The organism is Paenibacillus sp. RC67, assembly GCF_030020805.1.
In the GTDB taxonomy this organism is placed as follows: domain Bacteria; phylum Bacillota; class Bacilli; order Paenibacillales; family NBRC-103111; genus Paenibacillus_S.
On the sequence record NZ_CP125098.1, the window covers coordinates 1255589 to 1273392 of the forward strand.

At 50.1% G+C, this 17804-nt stretch carries 3 protein-coding genes; all 3 read left to right on the forward strand.

The features are described from left to right. The first annotated feature begins 50 nt into the window (after positions 1–50). Positions 51–7661: an S-layer homology domain-containing protein gene (locus tag QMA13_RS05790; RefSeq protein ID WP_282940132.1), complete on the forward strand. Its 7611-nt coding sequence runs from the start codon at positions 51–53 to the stop codon at positions 7659–7661. 78 nt (positions 7662–7739) lie between these two features. After that, positions 7740–17087, forward strand: coding sequence for a chitobiase/beta-hexosaminidase C-terminal domain-containing protein (locus QMA13_RS05795; protein ID WP_282940134.1), 9348 nt, complete (start codon positions 7740–7742; stop codon positions 17085–17087). 29 nt (positions 17088–17116) lie between these two features. Next, a complete protein-coding gene (locus QMA13_RS05800; protein WP_282940136.1) occupies positions 17117–17803 on the forward strand; it encodes a S1 family peptidase in 687 nt (228 codons plus the stop codon). Position 17804: the final 1 nt, after the last annotated feature.

Sequence of the window (17804 nt, forward strand, 5' to 3'; positions counted from 1 at the left end):
TCCTTGTTCAAAAGATGGCATTTACGGGTTCAAGATAGGAGGCAGTTGAATTGAAGCTTCTCAAAAGGACGCTTGTCTTATTGTTCGCACTTATTTTCATCATGGGCTCGAATGCCCAGGTTGCGTCCGTTCTTGCGGCTGAGCTCAGTGCTCCCAAAGTAACGGTGCTGCAAAACGATTTCATTAAAATTACAGTCGATAATGGCACCGGACGGTACGGCATAAGAACGGTAGCCGGACAGCCAATTCGGAAAAAGGACGATAACGTCAACATGCTGTTCCGTGGTGATGACCCGGAAACTTCCTTTACGACGTTTCGGATTGATGGTACCGATTATATTTTCGGAAATCCGTACAAGTTTGGGGCTAATTTTTTCTCGGAAGTAACCCCCCCTCGAGTTGTTGAGAACACTGATGGAACCAAGCAGATCGAAACGATCTGGCGGATCAAGGGCGTAGAAATCAAACAGGTTTTGATGCTCTATAGTGACAGCTCGGATAAGAAAAACGCAGGCAATGTGAACATCCGCTATGAGGTGATCAACCGAAGCGGTGCTCAGGTAGAGCTTGGCTCCCGGATTTTGCTGGACACGATGGTAGGAGGGAATGACGGTCCTGAATTCCAGATTGGAACCGCGTCTAAGGCGCCTCTTTTGGTCGAGAGAAAGCTCGTTCACGATCCGGAGAATGATCCGACGATTACGGAAGAGGACAGACCGTTATATAAATTACCGCCTTATTGGGTGATGCGGGATAAGATGGACCCGACGAATCCACAGGCTACCAACGTCATGGCTTATGGCTTCAATAACTTTGCGGAAAAAAATATTAACATCGTCGATGAAATGATCGTTGGTCATTGGAACGGTCTGGCAAATACCAAATGGGATTATACGCCGAACCCAAATCTTGACTTTACGAGAGATACGAACGATTACGGAACCAAGGATTCGGCGGTTGCCTTCTATTGGAATCCGAAATCAATTGCGAACAACGCGGTACAAACGTTTGAAACGGTTTACGGTTTAGGGGAAATTATCGAGCCGGATAAAGTATTCTCTATTCGTTATCTTGATACCCCGCAGCAGTTGGCAACTCTAAGCGACAATAGCAATTATGCCAATGAGGGCATATTCGACATGTATGCCGAAGTGGAAAATCTCGCTATGTACAACATGGAGCAAACCAAAATCGAGGTCGAGCTGACCTTGGATTCTGGACTCAGCTTCGTCAAGCTGGATGAGTCAGGCAACATTATGCGTGATGCGAGTGGTAAAGCGCTGACGGAGCCCGTTCGAAATAAGAAGCTGGAGTTTAGAAAAACGGCTACGCCGGAGGAAGCGGAGAAGGGCATCATTCCGAAATACAAGCCGGGTGAGACCATTACCGCATCCTTTAAAATACAGGCAAAGGGAAGACCTTGGCCGACAACCAAGCAATATTTGCTGACGGCAAGAAGTCCGGAAACCCAGGTCAAGCTCGAAGGGCAGACGGATGAAGGGATTAAAGCCCAGTATGAATCCAGTAAGTCCAACTTTATTTTATTGCCGGCTATCGGCAATGCTGTGCCAACGTACGCTTACGGCCTATCGCCTAAAGAAGTGTACTCCAGTGATGTGAAATACATTACGGCCAATATTTCCAATATCGATGCCTACAATACAGGGAATGAGACGAGCGAGCCGAACTTTGACCTGTTTCTTAAGGAAAAGGTGACAGGCAAGCGTTATAAGGTTCCTGTTAAGAGCTCGGTCATTATCCAGACAACCGATGACGGGTTCTCTGGAGATATGCGTATTACGTATCGGGGCGGAGACTTGGTAGATGACAAAGGAAAAGTGGTTCAAGCAGGACTTGGGCCTGAGCTGCCTTTGGGCGAATACCAGGTTGAGATTGACTACAAAGGCGACAGTGGCGGCGATTCCGAAATCGCTGCAATGTATGATATTACGACAAGCCAGACCTTTGCCGTAACGGATAACGAGAGCAATCGGGTCCGTGAGGCGAAGCTGATGGCCGTGTATAAGCAAAAGGTAGATTTAAGCCATGTAACGCCTTCGTTGAATGGGAAGCTATTGGAACAGATCAATGAAGCCTTTCCGGGAGAGCCGTTTAAAAAGGGAGAGGATTTGTACAGTGCCGTAACGGCGTACAAGCAAACCAAAACATTTTTTGGCGCAGCGAGCAAGGCATTAGATCCGGAATTCGATTTGGCGGCATTTTTGGATGATGAAAAGCTGAAGGAAGTGCCTGCATATAATTACCGAATGTTCGAATCGGAAGAAGAGATGGATGAATTTTTCGAGGATGAAGCTCGGGAGAAGCTGGTAGACATCCGCGGGATGATCAAGCAAGCGGGCTCCGGTAACGACCGGCAGGTCGTTGTCGATACGAAGACCGAGCCGGCGATTATTAACGGCGCCGTTGCTTATCGGGGTAAGGATATGGTGTTTGCCCGTGGCAAGCTGGATATTTTCGGTGCCAAACAGCGGGTGAACGGCTTTGACAGCATGCCATTCTTCGACACGCTCTTTGTGAAGGGGGACGGAACGCTTAGTGTTGCAAACAGCGGGTTTGTTTTCCACAAAGGAGAATGGACGCTCGATTTCTTCAACGGTTTTGAGAAAACCTTAGGTGAAGGCTATACCATTCCGCAAGCGGAATATCCTGAGAAAAAAGGAAATGAAGAAGACGACAGCTTAAACGGCTCCTTAAAATGGGCTTCAGGTGCGCTTGGAGACAAGGCAAATCCGCTGCGTCAAGTGATGATCGAGCTGGTATACTTCAACAAGCATAGCTTGTTCGCCGTACCGAACTTTACTTTTTCTGGGTTCGGATTATCGTTTAACGATTTTATTCTTAGACCCGGCGGCGTCTCCTTTGGCGGTACTATTTCGCTTAAGGTGCTGAACGCTGAAGTTCGCAACGTCCTGTTTAACGAGAAGGGCTTTGTTGGTATTGAAGCCGGACTGAAATTTGATTTGAATGAAGAATTAGGTTTATTCGAACCGAAGAACAAAGACAAGAAAGATGCAAAAGAGGATCCGGAAGGTCCGAAGAAGCCGAGCGGTGAGATCGACATTGTCCACTATGTACAGCCGGTTGCCGGTATTTCTAACACTTACGGATTAAAATTCGATGCTCAATTGAAAAGCATGACGGAGATCGGAGTCGAAATCGCGTTCAAGAAAGTGGATGACGGACGGATTTTGCCGGATGTGCTTGGCTTTAAAGCATCACTGAATAATCCGGGAGTGTTGATTACCGGAGCAACTTATTTAACCGGGATACGGGGAGCGGTCCGCGAGCTTGCGGATACGATTGCTGGAGGTACTAAGGATGATCCGTTCCCGCTTGTCGTAGAGGCTGGCGTCAGCTTGCGGTTCGGTATTGCCCCTGCTTACTTCTTTGGGGATATCGATCTGACACTGAAGCGGACAGGAATCACAATCCAAGGGAAGCTGGATTATTCCCCAAAAAGTGATCCTAAAGAAAAAGAATTAATCAAAATGCTGACCCAAGCTCTGATCGAAGCGCAATGGGTAACTCCATGGTTCGTAAGAATGCAGGCAGAGGTCGATATTGGCGGCTGGAATGTCATTGTAGGTAAAGTCGGAGTGTTCGTCGGACAAAATCTCGAGAAGCACCGGACGGACTTTGAAGGCTATATCGGAGCGAAGATACAAATTCCTAAAGAAGTGCCGGTTGTCGGCGGTATGCCGTTGTCCAGCGTATTTTTTGGAGTGAACAACGATAAGGTATGGGGAAGCGTAGGTATCTTGTTCATTTCTCTAGGAATTACTTATTACTGGGGCGGCGGGGTTGAATTCGGAACCTCCAGCGAGCAGCTTCCTGACGGATTTACTCATTTGCTGATCGACGATCCGGAACGCGGTCCGCGTCTGCTCGTTATTGGGCAAGGGGTCAAGACAGTCGCAACCTCTTGGGTAGAATCGGAAAAGGAAACTCATGAGATCGTATACCGCGATGTGGAAGATGGAGTTAAAGTGCTGGATAACGGTGCGATGAATATCGGCATCGGCGGCATCAAGGTGAAAAACAGCGGACGTATTCATGAAATTCCGATGAATGACGTATCTGGCAACGCCATTATTGAAGTGGAGTATGACAAGGATTTGCCGAATCTTACGCTTAAGGATGAGGCTGGTCAGCCTTACCCGATCATTTTTGACGATGAAAATAAGAATCCGGAAGCAACAGCCTTTACACAGCATATCAAGGCGGATGTCAAGAACGGAGATAAAGCGGATCATTGGAAGGCGTACATCATAGTTCCGCAGGAACGGGTCGCAAAAAGCGGTACATGGACCCTTACCTCCGAGGCGGCGGTACAGACTCGATTGTTGAATGTGCCTACTCTGCCACAGCTGCAAAATGTCAGTCTGACTAAGGATGCCAGCGACAAGAACAAATTCACGGCAAGCTGGACAGTCAGCAATGCGAAGAAGGAAGACACAGTCAATCTGTATTTGACCAAGGATTCGGTAAGTGCGGCTACTACGAAGCTTGCCAACGGGGATGATGTGCTTGAGCCAGGGGATCCGGGCATTCTGATTGCCAAAGATGTTCCGGTTGCCGACGGCCATAAAGTGATTGACGTCACTAAAGTCTCCCTGAATGTAAAGGGTGGCGAAGAGGATATACAGGATATTACCGGGCTTATGCAGCAGGGCAACTATTATTTGCGTGCCGAGCTCAAGTCCGATTCCACCTTCGGTACCAAAACTTCGGCAGAGCAATTCGAGATCATCGATCGTCTAGCTCCACAGGCCGTTAGTGACGTAACGATAGAGCCGGCAGGGGACGGGTACTTCAGTCTATCTTTCAAACCTGCTGCGAAAAAGGACGAGTTGAAGAATTTCGAGCACAGCTATGTCATTAATGCCATGCAGGAGCAGGGAGACAAGCTGAAGCCATACAGCAATTTCGGTGAACTGATGTTCACGGAAAAAGAGCTTGCAAGCCACTGGAACCCTGCAACAGGAAAGTACGAAGGCATTATGCTCGGCGGCTGGACCGCAACCACGACATCAGAAGCCAAGTCAGATCCGAAGAGTCTTGACGCCAAGCCCGTAGATCCGGCTGAGGTGAAGTATGTCGGATTGCAGGTGGGCCAAGAGTACACGATAGGCGTGTCGACTGTTGTCAAGCCTTCCAAGGAATTGGACAAAAATGAGAATTATCATTATGCGAACCGGGCGGATAGCGGGAATAAGCTGCTTCCTGTGCCAGTGAAGCCGGAGCTTCAACCAAGTAAGGAGCTGTTGCAGAAGCCTCAGCCGAAAATCGACTGGCTGACTAACAATGTGAAACAGCAAAGCATTGAGCTGTTCTCGAATCAGCCGGATGTTGCCGTAGAAGCATTCTATGACAACCAATCGATCGGCCAAGTTAATCTTAAGAATGACGGCAGTGGAAGCCACGGCGTGCTTGAGCTGAAGCAGCCGCTTACGACAGATGGCACTTACGCCATTGAATTGCTTACAACGAATACAATAACCAAAGACAGCAAGGTGAAGATGCTGTACCTGACCGTGGATACCCTCGCTCCTGTATTGTATCTGGACGCGCCGTTGACCGGTGCCAGAACGAAGGACGGCAAGATCAAATTCTCCGGCAGAAGCTCGAATGATGCTGTTCTGAAGGTGATCGGAAACGGGAAAGAGACGGTTCTGAAAGTGCAGGACGACGGCCAATTTTCCGGTGAGGTAGCTGTAGAATCCAACGGTCCGACGGCTGAGCTCACTGTCAAGGCGGTCGATGGAGCCGGCAATGAGAATATGGCTGTCGTATCGGTGACGAATGATCGTTATCAAGTGCCGGCAGGGCTCGTCATTCATCAGGTGCCGGTCATGAAGCGCGGAGACAGCCGGAAGCTGGAGACCTTCCTGCGCGTATCGGATGGTAAAGACGCTCAAGGCAAGCCGAAGTTCAAAGAGGTAGCCGTAACGGGACCCGTCAGCTATTCGATCCTGTCAGGCGACGCGATTGATCTGAAGGACGACGGAACGATGACAGCACAATCGAGAGGAGCAAGTCTTGTTCAGGCAAGCTATGAGGTCTCCGAAGGGGTTACCTTACAGGCTATGGCTGCGGCAACGGTAGAGGTTCCAGCGCCAACAGAGCTGGGAACCATCATGGCGACCACTTCGGCATTGACCAACGACAGCACCAGAACGAAGGTGACGGTAACCGATGCCGGTGAAATGCTTGGCTATCAGCTGACGTACAAAGTGTTTGCCAGAGCAAGCGTAGTGCTTCCGAAGCTGAATCAGGATATCAGTAGTTGGAGTATCCTTCCCGCGGAGGGAATTATTAAGGCAGAAGCCGGAAATGAAGTTGTTATAGCCAAAAGAACATCTACAGGTAAACTGGCTGTAGCCTCAACAGGCAGAATGTCTGCCAATGTATGGCAGTCCAAAGGAACCGGCGGTACCGGAGGCGGAGGCGGCGGAGGAATACCAACGCCAGCGGAAACCTCGGAAATTACCATTAATCAGCAGCGAATGAATGCCGAGAAGCAGGACAATGTCCTTGTTGCCGACATTACGGCGGCCAATGTGGACGCAGCAGGTAGCGGAGACATCGTGATCGCTTCTTCGGATAATACGTTGAGAGGCTATACATTCCGGATAGATAAGGATGTTGTTCAGCAAGCAGTCGGTAAGCAGCGCAACATTATCATCCAAGTTCCTTTGGCGCAATTGAAACTGACGCCTAAGCAGCTGGAGGGTATGAAGGAGAACCTGGAGGTTCATATATTCCCGAACGAAAGCTATGAGCTTGATGCTCTGGGCAGTATAGCGGATAGTCTGGATTCCTCCTTGCTGGGGGCAGGTCAAGGCGTATCGATCAAGACCAATCTTCCGGCGTCCAACTGGAATTCTTATGCATCGGTTCAAGTACCGGTTCCGAATTCCATTGACCCGAGCCAAGTAACAGCCGTTGTGCTCAAAAATGCGGAGGGTGCTTGGACACCATTGCCATGGAAGATGAACGCTGCCGGAAATTCGGCCATCGCAGATGTTCAATTGACAGGCAATGGGAATGTGGCCTTTATTCACAACGGCAAGACCTTCACCGATGTTGAGGACGGCTACTGGGGCAAGGATAGCATCAGCCAAGCCGCAGCCAAGCTGTTTGTACTCGGCAAAGACAAGGATCGGTTCGATCCGGAAAGCCATATTACACGGGCGGAATATCCGACGATTCTGCTGCGTGTAGCAGGCATGATGAACAAGAACGGTCAAGCTTCATTCAACGATGTAAATGCAGCAGATTGGTTTGAACGCAGTGTGTCCGTCGCAGCACAAATGGGTATTGTGAACGGTCTGGCAGACGGATCCTACGCACCTCAGGCAACGATGTCGAGAATCGAAGCCATGACGATGGCGGGACGATTGCTTAAAGCGCTCGGACTCGCTGAGGATGTCTCCAAAGAGGAAGCTGACAAGCTGTTGAGCACGTTCTCTGATTCAGCTAGCGTTCCGGAATGGGCTAGAATACCAGCAGCAATCTGCATCAAGAATGGCATTATCGAAGGCGATAACCATAAAGTGAATCCGCTCGACGAACTGACGAGGGCACAAGCGGCAGCTATTGCGATAAGACTTGCCTCGTGGATCGCAAGCAACGAATAAACGAAAGCTACCGGCTTAAGTCTGAACGACTTTTGCCGGTAGCTCTTCGGATTTTTACCAAACTAAGGCGGTGTAAAGATGGCATTGAAGCAAAAATCCATCTATGCGATTGGATTTGCTGTTTTATTTCTAGCACTGATAGCAGGCTTTATGACATTCCGTGCCAACGCGGGCGCGAGTCATTGGACGGATGGCAGTAATGCAGATACGAGCTGGTTTGATAACGCAACGGAATACAGAACTTATACAATAGATACGCCGGCTAAGATGGCAGGGGTCGCCAAGCTGGTTAACGATGGGACTAACCGGAATGGAGTAGCGGTTAACGGGTTTAGCGGGAGGATTTTGGAGATCAGCCGGGATTTGGACTTGTCCGGTTTCCAATGGGTGCCTATCGGAACGGACGCTAGACCCTTTAAAGGCACGCTAATTGCCGCAGGCGGAATTACCAAAGAAATTAGCGGTATGTCCGTAAGCGACAACGCCATGTACGGGGGCTTCATCGGCTATATGGACGGAGCTACTGTAGGTGGCTTCAAGTTTACGGGGAGCGGCAGCATTACCATGACTTCCGTCACTCAAAACGTTTATGTGGGTGCGGCTGTAGGTAAGATGGTGAACAGCAGCATTTTGTACGATATCACCAATGATATGCCAATTACAGTCGATTCGAAGACCCGTGATACTTACGTGGGTGGAATCGTCGGTCAAGGTGGAGGTACGTTATCCAACTTGAAAAATAATGGCGCGGTAACAGCGCTCGGCGGCAACGTTTATGCCGGAGGGGTTACAGGCAGCGTGTACGGAAAAGTGGTTAAAACGTGGAACACTGGAGCGTTAAGCGCGACAAGCAAGACCGCTCAGGATGTGTATGCTGGGGGAATTATTGGACAATCGCCGATTTCTATTGAGATGGATACGGACAATACGATCATCTCGAACTCAGGCACCATTACCGTATCCGGCGGTTTGAAAAATTATGCCGGCGGTATCGTCGGTAAGGCTAACGGGCTGGCGAAGTTTTCTGCCAATACTTCCAATAGAGGCTCCGTCAACATTAATGCTCCTTCTGCAAGCGGGTCCTACGCAGGCGGATTGGCAGGAGCATTGGGCACAATGAGTACGGATATTGTGTTCAACAATACGGGCGTTGTAACCAACAACGGTGGAAGCAACGTATACACAGGAGGAGTAGCCGGTTATATCGAGGGCGCCCTTTCGTGGGAAAAAAGCTATGTGAATAGTGTAAACGTGACAGCATCCGGTAAAGATCATGTATATACTGGCGGATTGATCGGTTATGCAACAGGTGATTTCACCTTTAAGGGAAATGCCAAAAATACCGGAGCGATTCGCGTAACGGGCGGAGCTCTAGCGGATAAACCGGATGAAGCTTATACCGGCGGTTTGGTCGGTTATGCAGAGAATCGCGTTTTATTCGAAAGTACAGCTCCATTGGCATATGAAAACAGCGGAACGATTACGGTAAGCGGCGGAACCGGCGTCTATACCGGAGGAATTATTTCCAACCGAGCCTATGCGAGAACGGGGAATTTGATCAGCAATGTGACCAGCTTGGGAGACATCAAGGTGGATGGCAAGACGAAGCTCTACACGGGTGGCTTCATCGGCCTTATTCCAGCCGATAGCCCGGATAAAGCGATAGCAAACGTAACGTTTGCCAATGCCATAACAGTCAATGCTGCATCTTCGGCTCCCGGAAGCACAATTAGCACAGGCGGTATTGTCGGCTATTTGACCGGCAGCAGCGCAAGCATCAGCAATGCTTCCTTTACCAGAACTCCTGCGGCTGTAGTTAACGGAGTTCAAACCTATAAGGGTGGTACGATCACATCCTCCGGCGGTGGCGCTAATACATATTCCGGCGGTATTGCCGGGTATGTGGATGGAAGTGTAGTTTCTAACGTCAATGCAGGAAATACGAAGGAGAGCCAAGCAGCGATCACTTCCGACGGTTTCATCGGTGGTGTGGCGGGATACTTGAAGGGTACTGTCAATACGGCGGCTGTCAAGTATTTGACGGCAACGGTTCAAACGGCAGACGGCTTTGCCGGGGGGATTGCGGGTACAGCGCAAGGAACCATTTCCGGCGAAATTATTGTCGGGGATGCTGACGCATCCGGCAGCGATAGTGTGAAGCTGGGAGCTGCAAACGGGATCGACCGATTGACAGCGGGTGGTATCGTTGGACGCAATGAAGGACCTCTCACTGTCTCAGGTACGAAGATCTGGGTAACCCGAATTGGCCTGCTGAATGAAGCGGGAAGAACTGGCTACAACTTGGGTGCCGTCGCGGGTACGCTGACGCCTGAAGCTCAAATTGGAGCAGCAGGGGCTACTGTAAAGGTCAAGCAAGTGGATATTCCTATCAACGCAGAGCAAAGTAATGTAGGTGGAGCTTTCGGCTTGAACCGTGCGCCGCAAACCTTTGTTTCTATTGAGGGGCTGTCCGTTCAAGTATCGGGTTCCGAGAATAAGGTGGGTGGTGCTGCCGGTGTTCAGGACACGGTAATAGGGAATGGGACCGACAGGAGCTTAGTCATCGAGGGCAAAGATATCACTATCACTTCCCAAGGAAATGTGCTTGAACTCGGTGGACTATTTGGTGAGAATGTCAAAACAACACCTAAGAGTTTGGCCACTAATGTTCAAGTGACGGCAGCAGGTTCGGCGAACCAAATTGGGGGTATTGCCGGTAAAAACTTGGGTGTGATTATCAATGTACAGGCCCAAAAGCATCATCTTGAGACTAGCGGTGAAGCAGGAGAAATCGGCGGTATCGTTGGACGGTCCGAAACACCGGATGGAAGTACATCGACGGCAAGCATCAGCAGCGTCTCGGTACAAGCCGGGGAAGAGGTGCTGATTCAATCGTCGGGAGCAAACAATGCTCTTGGCGGCATTGCCGGATATGCTAAAGGTACCGAAATTAAGGATTTCTCGGTAGGTGCGGAGCTGCCGGATTATGCTACATTATCCGTGTCGGGGACTCATGCCAAAGCCGGAGGTATTGCCGGTCACATTGAAAATAGCAAAATCATTGGCGACGAAGTCAAGATCAATGCGAACAACTTGTTTATCATCAGCACGGCTGCTGCTGATTCTCCCCATATCGGCGGCCTCGCAGGATACAGCAGCCAAACCCGAATGGAGAAGCTTGCATCGGGCTCCGTTAATTTGGTTGTAAATGGGCCTGATTCTGTTGTCGGCGGTATGGTCGGTTATAATCTGGGAACGGAAACGACCTCCATCCTTATAAACAATAATACGTCTGCACTCAGCTTGAAGGTGACACCGACCGCGGTAGCATCCACTGTAGGCGGCATCATCGGTATCAATGACCGCAGGGCGGGAGATCCGAACTCTGATCCGAGTAAAGCGGTCAGCACCATTCAGAACAGCCGAAGCGTGGGTACTGTATTGGTCAATGCAGAAGGTTCATTGATCGGAGGCATGGTCGGTGAGAACCGAAGCCTGATTGCCAACAATAGCATTTCCGATAAAATTTCCGTTACTTCCGAAGGAAATTCAAGCATTGTCGGCGGTTTAGCAGGACGAAATACGGAAACGGGAACTTTATATTACACTTACTCTAACGCGAACATGACGATCGAAGGTGAGAACACGCTTGCTGGTGGCTTGGTGGGCGAAAACCTGGGTCAAGTGCTGTCCTCTTATGTGGATATCGCTATCACTGGCAATGCTCATGGTACGGAAGGCAGTCCTGTCTATTTGGGAGGACTGATAGGCCGCAACAGCGGAACTATGGACAAATCCTACTCGGTTTCCACGGTTACTGCAAAAGGTAGCTACTCCATTGTCGGAGGCTTGGTGGGTGATCATGTTGCGGGCAGCATTACGAATGCCTATGCAGCTAAAGAAGTTATTGCGAGTGCCGACCATTCTTATGCCGGAGGTCTTCTCGGCAGAATTACGAACGGAATCGTAACGACCGCCTATTCAGCGGGTAAAGTAACGGCAGTGGATGGCTCGTATGCGGGCGGCTTTGCCGGACGCTACGACAATACCAATAAAGAATTGCTCTACAAAGCTTATTATGTGAAGGATGTCGACAACGACATCAACGGGGATTTGCCTGATTTTGCAGACGGCAGCTTCCTCTGGCTGAATGCTCATGCACGTTTGAGCACGATCTTGTCTGCAACGCTGAAGGACAGAAACTACTTTCCGGGATTGTCGGGCTGGGATTTCAATTCGACTTGGAGATACGGCTCGCTAGATGCTGAGTATAAATATCCGGAGCTAATCCGTGTTGCTAATGGCGGAGGAGAGACAGGCGGTGGCGGTGACGTTAATGCCAACATCAACTGGTATGTTCGGGATACAGGAGCGATCACCTTCACGCTGAAAAGCGAGGCGGAGCTTGCCGGACTCGCGGCTATAGTGAACGGCACGATACCTGGCGTTCCGAAATTCTCTTTTGAAGGCAGAACGATTAAAGTCATGAACCCGATCCACATTCAATCCAAACAGTGGATTCCGATCGGCCTTAATGAGGACAGTGCGTTTCAAGGAAGCTTTAACGGAAATGGCCAATTGATTGACGGTCTGACGTTAACGTCGGCCACCACTTATTCCGGACTATTCGGAGTGATCGGGCCGAAGGGGAAAGTGGAAAGCGTCAAGCTGGAACCATTGTCCATGGCTGGCCAACAATATACAGGCGTGCTTGCCGGATTCAATAAAGGCGCCGTATCGGGTATTAACATTAAGCTGGTAGGCGGGGCCAAGATTAGCGGCGGTACGGTTGGCAGCTTATTAGGAAAAAATACCGGTACGATTAACAAGGTTGACATTAGCATTGAAGGCGGAAGCCGGATCGAGGGCACTGGTGCCAATGCCGTTGTGGGAGGACTTATTGGCGACAATGCGTTTGCCATTAATCCAGGCTTGTATACATTCCAATCGACAGACGGAAGTATCGGCAGCTCGGCAAGTCAGGCGACAATCGGCGGACTGATCGGTAAACAAGCCGGAGATGTCACCGGGTTCAATATAAATATTGCGGCTAATTACCGGATTTCAGCTGCGGGTCCAAGCAGTATTGTGGGAGGACTCATCGGGCAGCAGGTTTCAGGCAAGCTTGAGAACATTAGTCTTGCCTTTACAGACGGTACATTGCAAGCACTCGGAGCGGGATCGACTCTGGGAGGAGTCATTGGACAATCCGGCGCGGATAATCCGATGAATCATGTGACGATTGCTGCTACCAGCGCCGGCCAGCATATGCTGGGGAACGGCATTGTCGGTGGTATCGTAGGTGTGAAGGAAGGGAAAGGCAGCAATTCCTTTGATATGGATCAAGTAAAAGTAGATAGCGTGACGCTGTCCAGCTCGGAGACAAGTGAGCAAGCCGTCGTCGGCGGTATTGCAGGAAAGCTCGTCAACTCCGCTGTGCGCCAGGCATCGGTGACCGGTTTGCTCCAAGCTGCCGGTGATCGGGTAACTGTCGGTGGCGCCGCCGGGCAAGCCGATCAATCTATTCTTTATTTGATTGATGTGAAGTCGGATATCGAGTCAGCCTCCAAGACAGGTGAAAGCTTCGTTGGCGGCGTTGTAGGACTTTTATCGTCGAACGATAGTAATAAAAGCTTTGATTTTGGCAAGCTTGCCCCGATGTATCACGGTGTTTATAATGCATCCGTATCATCGAAAAGCGTAAAAGCTGCAAGTGCCGATAATGGAGCGGATCTGTATGTCGGCGGTATCGCCGGCAGCAGTAGAACATCGTCCATTTATCATTCCTTATCTACTGTAGGGATTACCGTCAACGGAGGCAAAACCTCTATCGTCGGTGGGGCCGCTGGCTTCAGCAGCGGTGTTATTGTAAGCACAACAGCTCACAGCAGCATTGCTGCAGATGCCAGCCGCGTCTATCATGTCGGCGGGTTCGTGGGTCTTGCGGCAGGAGGAGAAATTCATTATTCCAACGCTGCAAATGTTGCGGGAGAGAAAATTACTGTTGGCAGCGCGGTTACGAAATCAGGCATGATACCGGCTGCACATGTAGGCGGATTTGTTGGAATGGCAGACAATACGTTGTTTGCGGATTCTTTTGCCAATATGCCGGTACAGGTCGTGTGCGACAATCAGGATAATACCATTTATGCAGGCGGCTTTGCAGGCTTGTTGGGCGATGCAGACCCGGCAGGCGCAGGGGTCATTCACCGGGCTTATGCTAAAGGCAGCGTCGATGTCCAAGGCATAACAGGCGCTTATGCAGGCGGCTTTGCAGGTTCGGCAGACCGTTATGAAATTGGTGATGCTTATGCGACAGGGAGTGTCGTAAATACAGGCTTCGATACGAGAACCGGCGGCTTTGCGGGTGTTATCGAGCGCTATGCAACTGTGAAGAATGCTTATGCGGTACAGGACCAAGTGACGACTAACGGGGTTAACCATGCCACCCGATCGTATACCGGAGGCTTTGCAGGGTATAACGATGGCATCATCCAACAGGCGTTCACAGGCAGTAAGAACATTAAGATGAATGTAACGGGCGCCAATGCGTTCATCGGTGCGCTCATCGGCTATAATTTTAGAGATGGTAAGGTATCTTCCTCCTCCTATCTCATCAGCGACATGGCTCCAGTTGGCCGCAGTTTGGGAACCGTAGAGGCTTCCAAAGCGGAGGGAGATCAAACGGGCTCTTACGGCTTCGGAAATTGGAATTTTGAAGTGGATGCTTCCTATTTAAGCGTGTACGATGCCTTGGAAGTTGTGATTCAGAATGCTAAACAACTCCATGGTGTAGTGGCACTGTATAATGATTCGGATCTGAGCTTTTACCGGTTGTTTAACCGGACAGCGGATACCAAGCCAAGCTTGAACAAGCTTTCGCTCGGGGCAGATATTACGATGGAAGGCCCTTCGTGGACACCTTTTACGGTTTTCAACGGTGAATTCGACGGTAAGGGCAAGGCGATCAAAGGACTTCAAGGTACGGCTGCAGGCGCGTCCGCTTATGGATTTGTCGCAGAAAACAAAGGCAAAATCAGCAATATCACCTTTAGCGATGCTAACCTCACTGGAGGAACGAACACAGGTATCGCCGCAGGAATCAATCACGCCGGAGCGATCCTGAGCGGAATTACAGTAGGCGGATCGGTGAAGGGTATGGAGTACACCGGTGGAGCAGCAGGTGTGAACCAAGGCGAGATTACGAATATTACGATTCAAACCTTGAGCGTAACCGGTACAGATTCCATAGGCGGTGCGGCAGGGACAAATGGAGGGACTTTGTCGGAAGTCAGCATTACATCTCTAACAATCAACGGAGCCAATAACACAGGCGGTGTTTCCGGCAAGAACTCCGGTACCATCAGCAAAGCGTCCGTCAATGGCATCATTAACGTCACAGGCAGTGTTATGGGTGGTATTGCAGGCACCAATGACGGCAAAATCAGCAAAGCCTATGCAAGAGACACTATCCGTACCATCCAGGAAGGCCAGACCGTGGTGGCAGGCGGAATTGCGGGAGAGAACGGAAAAGCAGGTGTTATCAGCGAGTCGTTCTCCTTTGCAGATCTTTCGATGACATCGGATCAAGCGACGGCTGGAGGTATTGCGGGGCTGAGTCGCGGAACGATCGCTAACACGTACAATTCAGGACGTATCCAAGCTATAGGTACGACGAAAGCGTGGGCAGGCGGTATCGCCGGTTACGCAGCGGAGGGTACAATAAGCGATTCGATGAGTTACGGCGAAGCTTCTGCAGCCGTAAACGGTAAAATTATGCCTGGCTCCACGTATTTTGGCGGCATAGCGGGTCAGAAGGACGACGGTGCCGTAATCAAAAATACCGCTTTTAACAAGCAAATGCTCAAAACGAGCACAGCTTATTATACGGCGGCAGGAAAAAGGTCCGAAGGAGCAGCAGGAGAATCTGTTGGACTACTGGCCAAAGATATGGTCAAAGGAACGCTGCCGTTAAGTCTGGATGCAGCCTTGTGGAAGGCAGCAGCAGGATTTTATCCTCAGCTCGCTGCGTTCAACGGAACCGCGGCATCCAAGCTGAGCGCTGCAGCTTTGATTCTGAGTGAAAAAGACAACTTGTCCAGCATCAAATCCGAATTCGAGCTGACTCGCGATAACGAAGTGGCGTGGACGGCAGATCCGAAGGCTATTGCACTTAACCTCACTTCAGGTTCAGCCAAAGGCACGATGATAACATCAGGCAGTGCCGTATTGACCGCTGCCATCAACGGTGACACAAGAGCAGTAACCGTTAATGCACCTGCTCCTGCATTTGCAGAAACGGCTTTGAAGCCGAAAGTAGTCTCTGGAGATACTCCTTTCACCAGTCAAGTATCTGTTAAGCTGGCTACCGATGAAGCTAACGGGGCCATTTATTACACCTTGGACGGCAGTCAGCCGGACAAATGGTCCATGGTCTACACGGATCCAATCGTATTGACCAAGACGACAACGATTAAGGCCATCACCATCGCAGAGGAAAAAGAAAGCAGCGAGGTGCTGTCCGGAACTTGGACGAAGTCGGAGCCTGACAAACCGAAGGGCGGCGGAGGAGGCTTCTGGATCCCTCCTACTGTAACCGAGCCGGCGGTTATAGCCTATATTGGCTCCAAAGCGGTTCAGGTGGATGACAATGCATCCGTGACGATTGCAAGAAACAGCAAATTGACGTTATCGGCGCCGGACGGTCAAATCATTTACTATACGACCGACGGAAGCACTCCGACCAAGAACAGCCTGCGTTATACAGGCGAGCTGATTCTTACCCGGAACATGACGATCAAGATGATTACGGATCAAAACGATCAAGTAGTGACCATCCACTATCAGGTGGAAAATGCGAAGTTCGATCTAATGAGAGATGCTGGACAAATGAAGTACATTTCCGGTTACGAAAACAACGAGTTTAGACCGGAAAAATCGCTCAGCCGATACGAAATCACGGATATGCTTGCTCCTTTGCTGAATAAGGAGGATGTAACTGTCGGCAACCTGCTGAAGGACGTCGATAGCAGCAAGGAAAATCAAATTGCGTTCTTTACCTCCGCAGGTATCATTGACGGTTACCCGGATAATACCTATGGCGGTGATAAAGGACTCACAAGAGCCGAGTTTGTCGTCATTATGTCCAGAGTGCTGAAGCTCAATATTAGCCAAGCTGGAGAGGCTGCATTATCCGATGTATCTGGCCATTGGGCGGAGAAATATATCAATTCCTTTACAAAAGCAGGCTACGTCGACGGCTTCCCGGATGGCACCTTTAAGCCTGACAGCGAGATTACAAGGGCTCAGGCTGTTGTCCTAATCAACCGTATCATCGGCAAGGAGAAACAGGATTTACCTGCAAAATTCAGCGATCTTCCGTCATCTCACTGGGCTTATCAAGATATTATGGCAGCTATGAAATAAGCTTCAGAATGAGAAAGGCGGCAATGCAAATGAGAAAAAAAGTAATGGCTGCAGGCTTAGGTATGCTTCTTTTACTGCTGGGCGGCATCGGTTTTTTTGCCAAAGCGAATGCAGATGAGGCCGCAGTATATAATGCCGAGGACATTTATGAACGGTCGGAAGCCGCCGTGTTCTACATTCGGGCTCTGAACAACGACGGAGCTTTAAAGGCAACCGGAACCGGAGTGGTGGTTTCACCTGAAGGAGTGGCAGTGACGGCCTGCCACGTTCTTTCCGATGCAGCGCAGCTGGAAGGAGTATTTAACAACGGACTTATAGTTTCTCCGATCGAAGTGCTGAACTGCGATGAGCAGACGGATGCGGCGCTATTGAAGCTGCCCGCTCTGAATGAAGGCTCACAGGGAATTGCCGAGTACCCTGCGCTCCCGCTTAGGGAAACGGCAGTAAAGCATGGAGAAAAAGTGTTTGCCATTGGTTATCCGATGAAAGATACTCCGATCATAACCGAAGGCATTGTGAACTCGCCGAATGCGGAAATCAACGGACGAGGGCGCATATTAACCTCGGCCCAGATCGTAAGCGGCATGTCAGGCGGTCCGATCATAGACAAGTACGGGCGGTTAACCGGAATTATTTCCGGCTCACTGAAGACGATGAATAATATTCATCTTGTCATCCCGATAAATGATTTACGAAGCCTGCAGTCCGCATCATAAG